14 protein-coding genes and 1 pseudogene are annotated in these 16,652 nt (G+C 52.3%); 1 reads left to right on the forward strand and 14 read right to left on the reverse strand.

What is annotated here, in order from left to right:
• Positions 1-21 precede the first annotated feature (21 nt).
• From CpATCC19410_RS00955 to CpATCC19410_RS00995, 9 genes are all read right to left on the reverse strand, one after another.
• Positions 22-1,392 (reverse strand): MFS transporter, encoded by a 1,371-nt coding sequence (locus CpATCC19410_RS00955; protein ID WP_014799924.1) that lies wholly within the window; start codon positions 1,390-1,392, stop codon positions 22-24.
• Between the two features lie 128 nt (positions 1,393-1,520).
• Positions 1,521-2,222 (reverse strand): response regulator transcription factor, encoded by a 702-nt coding sequence (locus CpATCC19410_RS00960; protein ID WP_013241043.1) that lies wholly within the window; start codon positions 2,220-2,222, stop codon positions 1,521-1,523.
• Entirely contained in the window at positions 2,215-3,000 is a 786-nt protein-coding gene (locus CpATCC19410_RS00965; protein WP_013241044.1) for a sensor histidine kinase, read from the reverse strand. The genes CpATCC19410_RS00960 and CpATCC19410_RS00965 overlap by 8 nt, the downstream gene beginning before the upstream one ends.
• A 121-nt stretch (positions 3,001-3,121) precedes the next feature.
• Positions 3,122-3,430: a Na+/H+ antiporter subunit G gene (locus CpATCC19410_RS00970; protein ID WP_013241045.1), complete on the reverse strand. Its 309-nt coding sequence runs from the start codon at positions 3,428-3,430 to the stop codon at positions 3,122-3,124.
• A complete protein-coding gene (locus CpATCC19410_RS00975) occupies positions 3,430-3,696 on the reverse strand; it encodes a cation:proton antiporter (RefSeq protein ID WP_013241046.1) in 267 nt (88 codons plus the stop codon). The genes CpATCC19410_RS00970 and CpATCC19410_RS00975 overlap by 1 nt, the downstream gene beginning before the upstream one ends.
• A complete protein-coding gene (locus tag CpATCC19410_RS00980; protein WP_013241047.1) occupies positions 3,696-4,115 on the reverse strand; it encodes a monovalent cation/H+ antiporter subunit E in 420 nt (139 codons plus the stop codon). Before CpATCC19410_RS00980 ends, CpATCC19410_RS00975 begins: the two co-directional genes overlap by 1 nt.
• Complete coding sequence (locus CpATCC19410_RS00985) at positions 4,115-5,653, reverse strand: monovalent cation/H+ antiporter subunit D family protein (protein ID WP_013241048.1); 1,539 nt, start codon at positions 5,651-5,653, stop codon at positions 4,115-4,117. The genes CpATCC19410_RS00980 and CpATCC19410_RS00985 overlap by 1 nt, the downstream gene beginning before the upstream one ends.
• A complete protein-coding gene (locus CpATCC19410_RS00990) occupies positions 5,653-6,108 on the reverse strand; it encodes a cation:proton antiporter subunit C (RefSeq protein WP_013241049.1) in 456 nt (151 codons plus the stop codon). The genes CpATCC19410_RS00985 and CpATCC19410_RS00990 overlap by 1 nt, the downstream gene beginning before the upstream one ends.
• Positions 6,109-9,099: a DUF4040 family protein gene (locus CpATCC19410_RS00995; RefSeq protein WP_013241050.1), complete on the reverse strand. Its 2,991-nt coding sequence runs from the start codon at positions 9,097-9,099 to the stop codon at positions 6,109-6,111. It abuts the gene before it with no gap.
• A gap of 184 nt (positions 9,100-9,283) precedes the next feature.
• On the opposite strand from CpATCC19410_RS00995, the gene CpATCC19410_RS01000 reads away from it, so the two are divergent.
• Positions 9,284-10,717 (forward strand): membrane protein, encoded by a 1,434-nt coding sequence (locus CpATCC19410_RS01000; RefSeq protein ID WP_013241051.1) that lies wholly within the window; start codon positions 9,284-9,286, stop codon positions 10,715-10,717.
• Here the strand turns inward: CpATCC19410_RS01000 and CpATCC19410_RS01005 are convergent.
• The 5 genes and pseudogenes from CpATCC19410_RS01005 to CpATCC19410_RS11075 form a co-directional block, all read right to left on the reverse strand.
• Positions 10,714-12,120, reverse strand: coding sequence for a DUF4185 domain-containing protein (locus CpATCC19410_RS01005; protein ID WP_013241052.1), 1,407 nt, complete (start codon positions 12,118-12,120; stop codon positions 10,714-10,716). The two genes, CpATCC19410_RS01000 and CpATCC19410_RS01005, sit on opposite strands and share 4 nt — an antisense overlap.
• Before the next feature lie 394 nt (positions 12,121-12,514).
• Positions 12,515-13,342 (reverse strand): ABC transporter permease, encoded by an 828-nt coding sequence (locus tag CpATCC19410_RS01010; RefSeq protein ID WP_013241053.1) that lies wholly within the window; start codon positions 13,340-13,342, stop codon positions 12,515-12,517.
• A 3-nt stretch (positions 13,343-13,345) separates the two neighbouring features.
• A complete protein-coding gene (locus CpATCC19410_RS10890) occupies positions 13,346-13,636 on the reverse strand; it encodes a hypothetical protein (protein ID WP_228026793.1) in 291 nt (96 codons plus the stop codon).
• Between the two features lie 27 nt (positions 13,637-13,663).
• Positions 13,664-14,260 carry an ABC transporter ATP-binding protein gene (locus tag CpATCC19410_RS01015; RefSeq protein ID WP_228026794.1) on the reverse strand — a complete coding sequence of 199 codons (597 nt, stop codon included), beginning with the start codon at positions 14,258-14,260 and terminating at the stop codon, positions 13,664-13,666.
• Positions 14,261-15,381: 1,121 nt separating this feature from the next.
• Positions 15,382-16,574: pseudogene (locus CpATCC19410_RS11075) on the reverse strand (IS256 family transposase).
• Positions 16,575-16,652 lie beyond the last annotated feature (78 nt).

Consider the following 16,652-nt stretch of genomic DNA (forward strand, 5'->3'; position numbering starts at 1 on the left):
AGCGCTTTTCCTCATTAGGAGCTACACGCCCTGCTCAAGCTGCAAAGCGCGATCATGTACCAGCTTCTTCTCCTCACGCCAGATCACCTGGAAAATAACCAGAATCAAAACGGTAAAGACCAAGAACACAATAAACGTAACATTCCAACCAGCGAACTTAACCAAGAAGCCCACGCCCGTAGAAGCTAGCGTGGCGCCCAACAGGTATCCGAACAAGCCCGTGAAACCAGCAGCAGTACCTGCCACATTACGAGGAGAAAGGTCCAAGGCTTGCAGACCGATCAGACCCACTGGGCCATAAATGAAGCCACCGATAAGAGCCACAAAGATCACCATTAGCCAGAACGGTGTGCCCACGGGGGCCAACCAGTATGCAGCAATAGACAAACCAGCGCCTAGCGTGAACAACGAAATAGCAGCAGAACGATTGCCCTTAAACATGTTGTCTGACAACCAACCACACAGCACGGTGCCAATAAAGCCAGCCAACTCAAAGGCAGCAAAACCAATCAAACCGCTACCAATACTCATATGGTGCTGCTCGGACAAATAGGTGGTAATCCAGTGCAAAACACCATAACGCAAGGCATAAACAAACACATTTGCAATGGCCAACAGCATGATAATGCGATTGTGCAAAATATGCTTGAATACCAAATCCTTTGTGGAAATCTTCTCGCCCGTATCCTCCGCAACCTTGGCCGGATCGTTGCGGTAGTCGTCGATAGGCGGCAAGCCAACAGATTGTGGATTATCACGGATCAGGAAGAACGCAACCACCGCAACCAACAACGCAACCAAAGCAGGAAGCCAGTACGCAGCACGCCAGTTCTGTCCCGTGATGCTCAAACCAATACCGACGAGGATCGGCAGCCCAAAAGCACCCAAATTGTGAGAGGTATTCCACAATGAACCCTTCCAACCGCGCTCACTTGTAGAGAACCACTGCACCACGATGCGGCCACAAGGAGGGTAACCCATGCCCTGGAACCAGCCATTTAGGAACATCACCGTAGCAAATAGACCCACGCTGGCGGACACCCACGGCGCAAACGCAACTATCAAGTTCATCAGCGCGGACAAAGCCAAGCCCAACGGCAAGAAGTAACGCGCATTGGAACGATCCGAAACCATGGCACTAAAGAACTTAGAAAGGCCATAGCTCACCAGCACAGCGTTGCCGATAATGCCGATCGCCGGCTTATCAATCGCACCGCTTTCATCAATAAGCAATGGGGCAATCGCTGAAATATTATTACGGATCAAATAAAAACCCGCATATCCCAAGAAAATACCCATGAACACCTGCAGGCGCATCCGTGGGTAGATGCGGTCCGCCTGCTCCGCCGGCAACGGAGCCGCAGGACCGGGGGCTTGCAACCAAGCAAACATACGAGGCACTCCTTTGTGCACAATCATTTTTATCAACTAGCTTCGATTGTGCTCTGAGCTCGGTAACCATAGTGCCCGTAGCGGTAACAGTCAGTAACAGTGCTGTTACCTACTGTTATTAGGGGCAGTTATTTGTGATGGAAAATATATCCCTGGCCCCGTACTGACAGGATTGAATCTGCAGGTAAACCGGCATTTTCTAATTTCTTACGGAGGCGATACGTTGTTGACTTCACCATATTTCGGCCGCCCTGAGTCGCCGTGGTATCCCATACCTGATTAAGCAGACGTTTCACGCTAACCACCTCGTTCGGGTGTGAAACCAACGCCTGCAATAACTTTCCCTCTGTAGCCGTTGTATCCACCTTGCGACCATCAATCGCTACGGCATGCGTTATTGGATTTACCGATACCTTGCCAACAACAATCTCTTGAGACTCCTGTTGCACAATTCCACCGCTACGACGCACCACTGCTTGAGCACGCAACACCAGCTCCTTTGGTGAAAACGGCTTAGCCACATAATCATCCGCGCCTGCTTCAAGCCCCTCCACTCGATTATCCGTATCGCCAAGCGCAGTCAGCATAATCACCGGAGTTGCAGCAACATCCCCCGAAGCACGAATCCGCTCACATAATGCATAGCCGGAAGCGTCGGGAAGCATCACGTCTAAAATCACTAAATCGCACCGATATTCTCCAAGTAACTGCCAGCCCTTCTGTGCTGAGGCCGCCGACAACACCTCCCATCCCTCCAGCTCCAAGGCATAGGAAATAATCTGAACCATTTGTGGCTCATCATCAACAACAAGAACACGGCGCCTATGCATGATAATTCTTAGGAAGAGTAATCAACACTGATGTTCCATGATCAGCGATAGAATCTACTAGCACCGACCCGCGATGCAACTGCACAATTTTTTGGGTAATTGCCATCCCCAAACCCGCACCAGAGGGCACCCCAACCGGGCCCTGGCCTTGCGACTGCTCCTGACCAAATTGCGCAAACGGCACAAACATATTCTGCCGCTGCCGTGCCGTCATTCCCGGCCCATAATCTGCCACAGTCACAATCACCCCAGTAGAACTCTCTTCAACCCCCACCACAATATCGCTATCAGAGCCGGCATAACGTGCAGCATTATTCAATACATTCCACAACGCATGTCGCAATAACTGTGGATCGCCGTCAATCATCAAAGGATCCCCAGGGTCATCCACCACAATTGGTACCTCACTCATAGCTCGCAACTCCTGGGCAGTACTACGCACCAACCCCCGTACGTCACACTGCGATACCTGCAAGGTTAGGGAACCGCTATTAAGCTTCGTCTGCAATAAAAAGGACTCTGCTACCTCAATCGCGCGCGTAGAATTCGCCCCAATGGTGGCCGCCAAGCGCTCACACTTCCTCGGATCAGTCTCCTGACCCAATAGCTCTGCCGCCCCCTTAATTAAAGACAACGGAGTGCGGATCTCATGAGCTAAGATCTGCTCATCAGTGATCGCAGCCGTGTGGCCCCTGGCACGCCGGCGTATCACCACAGCCGTAACCAATGAGGCAACGCACGCCGAAGCACACGCAGTGAGAACCAGAGCCGCAAACATACTAGATAACCCTACCGGGGACCATCCGATTTGTTTCTGTTTAGGCGGAAAAGGAGCTTTGGATAATGGATGGTTATCCCCGGCTCAGTGCGCCTCTAAGAAGAAGGACTGAGCCGGAGTTTTAGTCTTGTTGTTCTTTAGCTACCCCATAGAGGGCCCGGCCCATGAGAAAGCTGCCGATAGCTAGGACGATGAGCAAACCGGCGATCGTGATGATCACGCGGATCAGGTTTCCCCACCAGAAGGTGCCGTTGCCGATGTCATTGATCAGGGAGGCGATCAGGATAAGGGGCAGCGCGATGCTTGTCGCAGTGCCCATAAGATTGGCTCGGGTGAGAGCATCTGGGGCGCGGAGCAAAGCGATGAGCGTGGTGATGATCAAAAATGACGCTATGAGAATCAACGCGCTTGCTGTTAAGTCATAAAACATTAGCGACGTCCCTTCGAGATGATGCGGGCTACCGACATCGTGGGCAAGATGCCGCCAACCAGTGCAGCGAGTAACGCTATCTCATAATTGATCTGGGTGTGGTTGGCCATGCACCAGATTATGTAGAAGCCGATCATCGAATAAAACACCATGTCTGAGATCACTGCTCGAGTGAGCTGATCTTTAGTACGGATCATCAGGATAATCGTGGCAATAATACCTATTGTGGTGGCAGCCATACCGATAGAGGAGGCGATGAGAAACATTAGTTGTCCTCCTTAAACACTGGTTTAGGTGAAGGATACTCCCATGTAGCCCGATCAAGGACTGCAGAAAAGTCAGGGTGCAGATCTTTAACATGAGGCGCAAGGGTCTCTTCCATATGCGCGAGATCCGCGAGCACCGAACGAGGATCCGCGCCGGCAACCGCATGAACAAGAAGGTAGCGCTGGTCGGAGGACTCTGCGGAGTCGTCTTCTTCCAGCGTGATCGACATGGTTCCAGGGGTGGCCGTAATCGACGCCGCAAAAACCGTAATCTGCCAATCCTTGGTTACTCGCAGTGGGTAGCGGACTACGCAAGGGTCTAGGTTCTTGCTGCCCGTGAGAGTGTCCTTAGTAAGAACCCAACCTGCTATGAGAACTTGGCCGACAAGCCAAAACGCGTATTTTATGGCGTGCAACATTAGCGGCCTCCTTGCAGTGTGTTATTAGTGGCAACACCTACCGGCGCGTCCTCTCCTTGGTGGAGGACGGCAGTGGAATAGGAGTGGACGTCGAGAAGCGACTCTGATGCGTCGTTTGTAGCAGTCACGAGCGGGCCTGCGAATAGGAACATCCCAAAAGAGATAACAATGAGAAAAGCGCCGGGGGCCAGCCGCAGCCACGGCACCCGCAGACTTTCGGGGATACGCTGGGGGTTCATCGGAGCACCCCAATAGACTTCGCGCCAGAGCCGCAGCATGGAGAGAAACGCCCCAAAACTAGCCAGGATAATGATCGCGATGACCAGCCAAGCCTGCCAAGATGCAGAATCCGCGATTCCTAGGATCAGGAATACCTTGCCCCAGAGCCCAGAAAATGGTGGGAATCCAACAACTGAGAACGCTCCGGCCGCAAAGACCGCGGCCACCCAGGGATCGCGATGAGCGATCCCGGAGAGCTTAGACATCTTGTCTGTGCCATAGGTTTCCTCGACAGAGCCAGACGTGAGGATCAGGGAACCCACGGTGATCATGTGGTGCAAAGCATAGAGAATACCTGCTGCAATCACAGTCTTGGCGTTGTGAGATGCAAAGGCAAGAACAACAAGGATCATTGGCATGCCGTTGACCATCTGATAAGCCAAAACCCTGCGCATGGCGCCTTCTCCCAAACCGGAAAACGCTCCCACGATCATGGACAAGATGCAGATCGTGATAATGAGCCACACCCAGCGTGTATCCAAATCAAAAATCACCACGTAGATGCGCATCAGCATGTACACAGCAACTTTGGTGTGCATGCTGGAGAATAATCCCATCACGCTGGAGGAGGTTGCAGGATAGGAACGCGGCAGCCAGGTATGAACCGGGAAAATACCGGCTTTGATCACCATGGCTACAACGACGATCCCCATGGCTACCGTCACAGGGCCGTTTCCAGCGGCCGCACCAGCCAACGCGGCAATGTTTACTGCGCCTACAACGCCGTAAACGATAGCAACACCGATGAGCAGCAATGTGGAAGTGGCCAGATTGACCAGGACAAACGTGCGTCCAGCGCTTAACCGTGCCCACGTTCCGGTCATAGCCATCAGGCCATAGCTTGGCAGCAACATGACTTCAATGAACACAAAGAAGTTAAAGAGATCGGCGGTGAGCAACGCACCCATCACGCCGGTGAGCAGCATGAGCGACAGGGAAGAATAAAAACGCGATCGGGTTTCACCAACAACAATGGCAAACCAGTTGGAGGCAAAGGCTACGACGGAACACGTGATGATCATGATCGCTGAGAAATGATCGCCAACAAAGGGGATAGCTACGCCGCCAACATACTTACCCACAGAGTGCGCAATGGTTCCGTGCTCAGATACATAAGCGAATAGCCACACACCTGCGGCTCCGGTTCCTATCGGCGTGATGAGGGCAAGAATATCGCGGAGTACACGCCACGGTGCGATCGCTGAGACAGCGACCAAAGCAAGCGGGATACCAACAAACAATGGAAGCACGTAATCCATTAGTGAGCCTCCTTATTTATGTCATTGTCCGCATGGTGCTGGTGTGCGCGACGGGCGCGTTCGCGTACAAGGTGGGCCTCATCCTCGGCTAGTTCAGCGTTGGTGGTGGAGCGCCCTAGAGTCTGCAAAGGGGAGTCCTCATCGGCGACTTCTTCTGGTTCAGTATCGTCGGAGCGCCCCAGGCCAGACAGCGTAAGCATGTATGTGGTGGTTGCCATGGCAATGACAATGGCGGTGAGAACAAACGCCTGGGGGACAGGGTCGGCTGCCACGCTGAGATCAGTGATGCTAGGGAAAGGTTCCCCGCGCCAAGCGGGTATTCCGATAGCCACGATCAGGAGGTTTGCGGCATGGCTAATCAGAGTCATGCCAATGACGATGCGCAACATGCCACGCTGGAGCACAAGGTACACACCACCGGCGGCAAGGATAGCGATTGTGAGTGCGAGGATCACTTACTTCTCCTCCTCTGCGGTAGATGATGCAGCGTTGAGATGGCGGTCGTTGTCTTCTCGGAGAGCTTTGGAAGCACGCTCTGCTTGCTTGGCCAATCGAACACGTTCCGGCTCAGATGGCGGCAGATGAGGCTCGCCCCCGAAATCATCCAGGTGGCCAACCTTGGGCAGGGGAGTCAAAGGCGAATCCTCCCGGTTGTAGTTCAGATTCTCATAATCCAAGCCGGGGCGGAGGTAGCCACCTAGAGCGTTGATAGCCATGCTGACCATGCCCAGTACCGCAAGGTACACACCAACGTCAAAGATCATGGAGGTAGTCCAGTGTTGGCCAGCCCAATGCCCATGAATCGCATAGAGGAAGGAACCATGACTCAATCCCAGGAAACCTGCAAAAATAGCGGTTAAAATCCCTATGCCCGTGAGGTAAATGGGCGTGCGTACTGGGAAAATATGTTTATCGCGTGGGAATGAGAGATAGCTCAGCATCATGGCGGTACTTGCAACAAGAGCCGCGATAAAGCCGCCGCCTGGCGCATTATGGCCGCGCCAGAAGATCATGACAGACAGCACTATCAGCACTGGCACCAGTACTTTGAGCAGGATGCGAAGAGGAATTGAATTGAGGTCCGAGCCGCTGAAAGGCGCCGGATGAGTGCCTTTGGCAAAAGGATAGCGAGGCATAGACGTAATCACTGCGGCAATCACGATAGCGGCCATACCAAGGACCGAGAGCTCGCCTAAGGTATCAAACCCACGGAACTCAACCAGGATGGTGTTTACTACGTTATCCCCACCAGAAATCTTGGGAGCCTCGTTGAGATACCACAGGGCTAGCTCACTGCGTTCATGCCGCGACAACAGCACCCACACTGAGAGGAACGCAAATAGGCCTACTCCAGTTGCCATAGCAATGCCAAGGGCCTTCTGGCTCTTGCGCGGTTTATGAAAGTGACTGGGCTGCTGGCGTACCACCATCATCATGATGACCACGGTCAGAGCCTCAACCATAAACTGAGTCATCGCGACGTCGGGAGCACCGAGCATGAAAACCTGCAGCGTTACGCCGGCGCCGACTACGCCGATCAGAACCACGCCGCTAAGACGTTTCTTAGTACGAACCAGGGCAATCACGCCGAGCAGAACTATGGCCAAAGGTATGGCGTCATACCAGCGATCCGTAGAGATTCGGGCAGGTGCCGGAATGCCATCTACGCCGCCACCCACAAGACCCGGCAATACGTAGAAAGCACCAAAAATAATAATGGTCAGGAACATATATGCCAGGTGGCGGGTAGGAGCAATAGAATCCGCCATCGCGCCCATCGCACGACCCAGGCTAGAGGATCCTTGGTGCATGAGACGGAGTACATCATTGCCACTAGTTGGGAACAGCGGTCGACTACCCAAAGCCATCCAAATTTGTTTGCGGAAGACAACTCCCACGATTCCTAAGACAAAAACCACCAGGGAAATAATGAAGACGAGTGATAGACCGTGCCACAAGGCAAGGTGCGTGTGAGGGTCTTCTGCGACTACGTCCACGGCCTCAGAAATCGGAAGATTGAGATACCCCAGGGCAAATGCCAAGGGCAGTGAGAGCGCGCCGGGGAGCGCTGCGGGAAGCCATAGGGACACGGGTGCTTCTTTTACATGCGACATATCGCGGTCGCCGTCGATAAAGCCGTCGGCAACAATGCGTACGGAGTACGTAAAGGTGAAGAGAGCACCGATACCCGCGGTGAGCAGGAGGACTACGATGCCAGCTTTGCCCAGAGGGGCTTCAGCCAAGGCTGCGAGAAGTCCTTCTTTGGACACAAAGCCCAGCATGGGGGGCACCGCGGCCATCGATGACGCCGCCAGAATGACAGATCCAAAGGTGAATGGTAGCTGCCTCCAGGAAGAACCTAGGCGGGATGCATCTCGCGTCCCGGTTTGGTGATCGATAACGCCGATGAGCATAAAAAGCGATGACTTAAACAGCGCGTGCGCAAGCGTATGCACGAGTGCGGCAGCCAAGGCAAAAGGTGTGCCTACGCCGATGGTGGCTACGATCCAACCGAGATGGGAAACAGTGGAGTATGCGGTGAGTTTTTTTAGATCTGTCTTTTGAATCGCAAAGAATGCCGCCATGACAGCGGTCAGCATGCCCACCGTTATGAGCAGGAGGTTCCACGTTTGGTTGTTATGGAATACCGCGCTGAAGCGCATCAACACATAAATGCCGGCCTTTACCACGGCTGCAGCGTGTAGGAATGCAGAAACCGGGGTAGCTGCTGCCATTGCCTCGGGCAACCAGAAGTGGAAGGGGAACTGCGCAGATTTAGTAAACGCGGAGACTGCCACGAGCACACCCAAGACGGTGGTGAGCGCCGGTTTTTCTGCCCAGAAATCAGATACCAGGATCTCATGAATGTTGGTGGTACCCGCTTGGGTGGCAGCAATTGCCATAGATACCAACAGCGTAAGGCCACCGATGAACGTCAATATCAGTGTGCGTTGCGAGCCTAATTCACCACCGCTGCCGCCAGACCTGGCGATGAGCATGAAGGAAGCAAGAGAAACGAGCTCCCATGCGATGAAGAGGGTGAAGACGTCGTCGGCAAGCACCAGCATAAGGATGGCTGCCATGAACGCAGTCATCAGGGTATAAAAGCTGGTATTCCCCGTTTTTTTAGGGAGGTAAGACGCAGAATAGATAAAGACGATGGAGCCAATGACAAGGGCGAGGAGCGCAAAGAAAACGCTGAGGGCATCGGCTCGCAAAGCTAGCTGTATGTCGATGCCGTGGCCGAGCGCGTCGGGTATCCACGTGTACGTCCAGACGATCGGAGTCTCATCGAGTACAGCAGGGAGTTCCTTACAAAGGAGTCCAGCCGCGATGAGAAGCAGGGCAGCCAGCGGCCACCCGGCCTTTCTCTCGCAGACTCGGACGGCTACAGGTGCGCAGGATACCGTAAAGGCAGCCAGCACGAGAACTAACAATAAGGTCACAGATCACTCACACCCACAGATTCGGGGAATTTTTAGGTTTTGGTCAACTTTTTTCACGTTACCAGTGTTTGCTGTGTTTACTATGGTCAGGTAGGGCTTATGGTATATAAGTTTCTTATGCTTATTGGGGTGTTTCGGTGGGTCGTTAGCCGAAAAATCAGCTGGCTAAGTACATTTTTATAGTATGAGTCGATTTGCCGTTCGCCACCTCAGCGCAGCTATTCTCCTGGCTGCTCCACTGATCGCCGGCACTGTTTACGCAGTGAGCACTGATTACGATCTTGCCAGTTCCTGGTCCACGGGGGAGGAATCAGCTGGTGCCCCCGCAGTGCATGACGATGCAGCGCTTGTCGACGCCCGCCGCGCAGCCGGAGAAGCCGGTGCCCAAGCAGGACTGCTCAAAGGCGGAACCAAGCAGCTTGCCGACGGCACACACAAGCTCGCCGAAGGATCCAAACAACTCGGCGCAGGAACAACATCCGCCCGCGATGGGGCCGCAAAGCTTGCCGACGGCATGAACCAACTTCAGGCCGCCACCGGCCAGCTCGGAAATGGTGCAACAGAGATAGCCAATGGGGTAGACCATGCGGTTGGACAACTCTTTGCTCTGGAAGCAGTTCGTGGACAAATCCTTGGGGCGATTGATCGAACCATCGGAGACATTGCCAAAAGCAAAGATCCTAAGGCTGCCGAGTTCAAACCGGAGCTAGAGGAATTCCGCAATCAAGTAGACACTTTCCAAGTAGACAAAAGCATTACTGATCAGCTGACTAAACTCCGTGATGGCTCGCGTGAACTGGCCAACCAGCTCCATGTTCCGGGTTATGGCTTCCACGATGGCATCTATTCAGCCACTAAAGGCTCTAAAGAACTTTCTGCCGGCCTTAACGAGCTCGCCGCTGGCGTCGATGAGGCTCTCAAAGGGGTAGAACAGCTTGACCAGGGTGCTCAAAAAGTCGATGGGATGGCTAAAACCAACCAGGACCGTGTTGGCGCAGTCTCGCGCGCGCTGCCTGTTATCCAAGCGGGAACTCCAGAAGCTAAAGAAGCAGGGATAACTAAGACGCTTGCTCCCATGTATGCCTTCCTAGTCGCCGCGGGAGTCATGCTTGCCGCCGGTACCTACGGGCGTGGCCGGGCATGGGTAGTAAGCCTTGTCGGAGGCATAGCGCTCGCAGCTCTAGGTGGCTCACTCGTGGCGATTCTAGGCAGCGAGCTGGGGGCGGCGGAAGCAGCTGCGGCTGCTGGAATATGCGCCCTGCTCGTCTTAGCCTCTGGCTTGGGGACGGCCGTCCTTATTCGGGCATTTGGCGCTACATGGGGCTATCTGGCTGCACTTGTGGGAATTATCGCGCAGGTGGGCGTTGTGGGATGGGTATGGAATTCTGCGGCAACAGCGCAGATCGGTACAACTGCTCAGGCCTTAGTGAACCTTATGCCGTTGAACTACCCCACGCTGGCGTTAAGCTCACTTGGCAATGGAACGCATTCCCCAGCCTTGTGGGTTGCCATTGTGGTCACCGCTGGTCTAGCGGCTGTCGGAGCAGCGGCACTGAAGCTGCTAGGTAAGCGAGAACCCTCAGGTGCTCATGCAACACCTGAGGACATCATCCGCTAGTTTTTCTGTGAATCAAGCGCGCCGGTAAGGGGTAGCACCTCTACCGGCGCGACGCTTTCTATAATCTCTTGTTCTGGCGTGGCGGCCTTATCGGAATCTGCTGGTGCTACCTCAGATACCTCAATCACGCTTTGATCCGCAGTCTGATCTGCAGTAACTGCTCGTGGCGTCGGCTGAGCGTCGGCAGGCTTAGGCGTGATGTTGAAGAACTTATCCAAGCCCTTGACGTTAAACTGCGTGGAGTTATAGCGGCTGTTGTTAGAAGTATTCCACTGTGACACCACAATGTTCATGTCAGCGAGGGTGGAAAAAGGCGTGATATAGCCGCCGTAGAGCTGGGTGAAGTTATTTTCATTTTGTTTAGCTCCCCAGCCGCCGGTGCCCGCGACCACCACATTGGCTGGTTTAATCTTGTCCCAGCTTTGGTCGAGTTTCTCGGAGATCCGTACCTCGATGGCCCAGGTCTCTTCATTGAACATACTGAGTACCCAATGCCCCTCTATGCGGCGCAGGGACATTTCACCGGCCTTAACCGAATTGCTGAGGATCGGTGTGAGATGTGCACCGTCGACATGCTTGGACCAGGTGTTTGCAGTGGGGTTATAGTGCTCCCACTGCTGTTCATCGCCGATCTGTTCAGGGCGGAAACGGGTGAGATAGACGCTGTGTGCGCGGCCGAATTTAGAGGAGACCATATATACGTAGCCGTCATCGCCGTTTTCCCAGGAGAGAAGGCTGCCGAACTCGTTCATGTAACTAGCGGGTATCTCGTTGACGCTAGACCAGGTCTTTCCCTGATCGGTGGACTTCCAGATCTGAGTTTTTATGACGTTGCCTAGGCCCTGATGCCACATGGCCTGCATGTAGATTGTCCCGTCGATGTTAATGACGTCCGAGGGGAGGAGCGTGAGGCGATCTTTATGCTCGTACTTAATAAGCTGCTCGGCTTTTTCCCCCTCGTTGAGTGGGCGAACAATCTGTATTTTTCCGTCTTCTCCCAGCTTGGCCACTAAACCGATGGGACTTTTCCACTCACCCTGTAGCCCTTCGCCTGTGAAGGAGTCCCCGAAAATGATGGCAAATTCTTTGCCGTCCTTGGCTAGTCGGACCATTTCCCCTAGATCACCGGAGAGGATACCGACCTTGTCGGATTTACCACGCCCGAAAAGATCGTCGAGCATAGTAACTGTGAGGCCTTCGGAGATTCGGTTTGGGCGCTGTGGGGCAGGCTTAGCGTCTGGGGCCGAGGAGCCAGAAGAACCAGAGGATAAGGCTGAAGATAAAGCGGAAGGCAATCGCATGATATTCCCAAAGTCGATGGCGTGTCCGGTGCTTACACTGGTGAACGAGCTAAGAGTAACTAGGGTGGCAACCGTCAGGGCTTTTCGACGGGTCATTCTCATTGCATGCCTTCCTGTCTATGTTCCACATGAAGTAAATGAGCATACCAGCAATAGAATCTGATATTTTTATGTGACAGGGGCGGGTCTGGCCGGGGTCTGGGGTTGCGATCCTGCATTTCCATAGACAAAGAGGCGTTATGGGGCATGATTTTGGGCTTTTGTCTATGGAAATGCAGGATCTGTCGGTGGTAAGGATGACAGGGCGGCGCGGTAACACACAGAAAAACAGGCCAGCAATCCAATGGGTCACTAGCCTGCTCTCAATGGTCGGGATAACAGGATTTGAGTCAGCTCCAAACTGACACTTTTGGCACTGCTCGACTGCGGCGGTGATAGGTGACAAGTCAGTTGGCATACGCCGAGGGATTTGCCAATTATTCTGCGCTACATAGTTCTACTTCAGAATATTTTTCTTAAAAGTAAGGGCGCCCAGGAAGAAGAGAAAAGCAGATAAAACCAGCAGTAAAATCCATGAAATTACTACTACCCAGTTGGGTTCCCCAATATAGATTTCCCTAACCGGAGTAGCCACCATGGACAGTGGTGGAATCCAAGAAACTGCTGGAAGCCAACCACTTTCAAAAGAGCCAATTTTGATCAACGGCAAAAACGGGACAAATAGCGTGACAAAAAAGAGGATAAGGATCGGAAGTTGCGCAGCTAAGTAGTCTTCATTTCTTGAAACAAGAGCACCTGCCATGCCAAATAAAGCAGTAAAAACAAGGTAGCCAGGAAACATAAACAAGAGCACTATGAATGTTCTTGACCATGGAAAACTAGCAAAATCCGACAATCCAAATAAAATAGAAGAAACTGCTGTAATTCCCCAAAGGGCAGTTAGTTGAAATAGTCCGATAATAACGTGGCCAAACACCTTTCCTAGGTATAACTCATCAGCACGAATCGAAGAAAGAAGAATCTCAACAACTTTGTTATCTTTCTCGTCAACCATGGAAGCGCCTAGTAGAGGTGAGCTCATCATGATGGACATCGACAACGCAACCAGCATAAATAACCCCACGACAACACTTACATCGTGTGGATTGAAATCTTTGCCGGAATTAACAACTTGTTTCGAAGAAAAGCCGACTAAGGCAATCGCTCCCAAGGCAACTACAGCAAAAACTATCGAGACTGATTTACTTCTAACGCTAAGAAGTGCCTCTCTTTGGGCCACCAGAAATACAAGAGAATATCGAAAAGAATCGTTTGCAATTATCATTGATCAGGTATCCTTGCCATAAATGCTCGATAGGGTGTCAAGAAGCGAATTTTTCTCGTATCGCATTTCGCGTATTTCTTCGGGTTTCAATCCGCATTGCATCAACTCGCCAACAGAAATTTCCCCGGATTTCAAGATCAATTTCACGCCATCAATAACAGCCTGAGCTGATTCTATTCTCTCGTTATTGTCAAAAGTAATATCCTCGATTTTTCTACCTTTACTAAGGTTCAGTGATACATGGACCAAATACTTTATCCTCTGGCGAGGAAATGCCAGATGCAGTTCCGTCATATGAAACTATCCCGTCTTTCATAATGACTACACGATCGGATATTTTTCTACGATTTCGATCTGGTGCGAGCTGAACAATATTGCGGCACCGCTGGCAGCGTATTCCCGTAGAAGATACTGAAAACGATCAACAGCTAAAGGATCAAGGCCTGAAAAGGGTTCGTCTAAAACCAACAACTCTGGCGAATGAATTAAAGCAGAAGCAATCTGGATCCGTTGCTTGTTTCCTAGCGACAGTTCCTTAACTTTTGAGTCGGCGAATTGGGATACTTCAAGCTTATCCAGGAGTTCTTTAATTCGAGGCTTCATTTTCTCCTTCGGTATTCGGTGTAGTCGCGCAAAGTAGCGGAGCTGGTTGACCACAGTCTCATCAGAGTAAAGTCCACGTTCTTCAGGCATATATCCGACACCTCGAACTGAATCGGGAGCAATTTTCTGCCCCGCAACTAAGACCTCACCTATGTCTGGTTTCATGAGCCCGAGTGCGATTCTCATCGAAGTAGTCTTGCCCCCACCGTTTGAAGCAAGCAGGCCAACTATCTCGCCGCGATCCACGGAAAAATTTACGCCTTTGAGCACCTGTTTTGAGCCGAAACTCTTCTGTACGTTATCGAATTTAAGCAAGCTATATCCTTGTTTCTGGCTGATTGTCGTACGAAAGTAGGGGCCACTGTGGCACAGCAGAAATATTTCTTTAGATAATTTTTTGATTAAAACCGAGCACGATTCTAACTTTCTTTACAGCTATCATCGTCAGCAACATCCCTTACTTGAAACTATAACCAATAGTGTTCAATGCGGGGGTGTACCCTCTTTAGCTCTAACTCATTAAAAGGACCCATTATGCAGGTTTCCGAGTATCTAAACTCATAGAGCATCGATTTTGATGCAAATGAATACTCACGTCCCGTCACTCACGTCCCGTCACCTCGGCTGCAGCTGCTCCTGTTGTTGCAACATGCTGGCAGGTTGCCGGCGGTGTAGCTGGCTTCACTGCCGTCATCGGAGGAGCCGTGGCAGCTTACACTGCCACCAAGAGATAGTCCCTTTCATATTCCAGCAGCGATACTTCTATAGGTAAGGTTAACCTATGAAATCTATCTCCGATGTCCTGAGTGCATCTACTTTTCCGAGCTCGATTCAGAAGTAAATCATGAAGTAGCCAAAACCGATCATCCGAAGAGAATGCAACGTTGCGTTAAACGAACGAGACGTTGAAGCTGGTATCTGTTTTTCGCTGCAGAGTCTCGGACGACCCCTACTGCAAGAAGCGATCTCCTTTATCGACTGATATAGAGATCGTTTTTCGGTCAAGTGTTTATGCCGTGTCGTGGGCGATATCCTGAAGACGGCTTCCTTATCCTGCGTGGTTACGGGATGACCAAGGCGCGCCCAGTTTCGTCGAGGCCGCTGCGCAATGAAGAGAAATCGGTAGATCCATGCAGAGAACTATGGTGTTTGAATATGGTATGTCGTGGCTCGTGTTGGCTGGGGTGTTCCTATGCTTTTGTGAAGCCTTTCCATCATCTTGGATAGTGGAAACTGGGGGGTATTTCGGCCGTATGTGTAAGGCGCCGGTGAGTCTTAGCCCGCTGGCCTTTGCTTTTGTTTCAAGTAGTGATTGTGTGGCGATATTTCGGGTTAAGCAGCAAAAGTGTGTCTGCTTTTGATGATTGCTACTGGTCAACGCACACAAATCGGCGTGGAATAGGCCTTTGGGAGTTATTTCACATCGATTGAGGGTGTCAGTCCGTTTGCGTACGGGGGCTGATTTGCAAGTATAAAGCGAACCAGCCGGGGTATACCACGGAAAGCTGATTGATAGCCTGCTTCCCATTAGTCGCCCTACTACCTTCGATCAGCCGCTTGGCTGAAACAAAAACCTTGGCTCCTTCTCTGGCACGGCGGACAGCTCGATGGAATTCGTGGTGTAGATAACCTTCCTAGCTGACGGCGGGAACTGCAGGAACGGGATGAATTTATCCCATGCCTCGCGCCATACTTTCATTGATTGCGGATACTTCTGACCAAGCTCACTGGCTTCGAACTCCTCGAGTGCTGCGCGGGCCTTATCGTCATTAACAGCGGTATAGATTGCTCGGCAGATACTTCGCACTGCTTTTCGGTTACCGTAGACTACCCACCGGTTGGCGGCACGAATCAGATGGACAACGCAGGTCTAGATCATCGAATCTGGCTACGTTGCTTGGATTGCCTCAGGAAAGCCTTTGAGCCCGTCGCAGCAAACGATAAAGACATCGCTGACACCGCGGTTGGCAATTTTCTGCACACACCTGCGGCCAGAACGTTGCTCCCTCATTGGTGGTACCCCATAGCCCCAAAATGTGTTTGATGCCTTCCATGTTCACACCAACAGCCATGTAAACGGCCTTGTTGACTACGCGCCGGTTGTCGCGGATCTTCACGCGTAGCGCGTCAAGGAAAATTACTGGGTAGAACTCGTTGAGTTGCCTGGTCTGCCACACGGTGACTTCTTCAAGGACTGCATCGGTGACTGCGCTGATGGTATCCGGCGACAGATTTACCCCCGTGGTTGTGGCCAGGTGGTGTTCGATGCCGCGCACGGTCATTGCACCGGCGTACAGGCTGATGATCATGTCATCAAGGTCGGTGAGTCTGCGGCTGCCTTTGGGGACCATACGCGGCATGTAGGTGCCAGACCTATCGTGAGGAACACTACTATCGACAGGTCCGTAGGCTGAGTCCACCGTCATGAGATACGAGCCGTTGCAACTGTTGCCTGACCAACAGCGTCTTTGCCCGCGCGGTCACCATGTTCGTAGCTAAGGTGAGCATCCATTTCTGTATTCAACCCGGTGTTGATCGTGGCCTGCAGCAAACCACGCACTAGCTCGTTAGCGTCGGAGGTTGATTCGCCCAGCTCTTGGATGAGCTTGGTGGTTTCGGGATTGTTCATCAGCCGGCGGCTGATGTCAGCGACGCGCTCAGTGTCAGCATGTTTCTTCGGGGGACGCAACAGTCATTGTTGCGTACT

The sequence above is a fragment of the Corynebacterium pseudotuberculosis genome, from assembly GCF_002155265.1.
In the GTDB taxonomy this organism is placed as follows: Bacteria; Actinomycetota; Actinomycetes; order Mycobacteriales; family Mycobacteriaceae; genus Corynebacterium; species Corynebacterium pseudotuberculosis.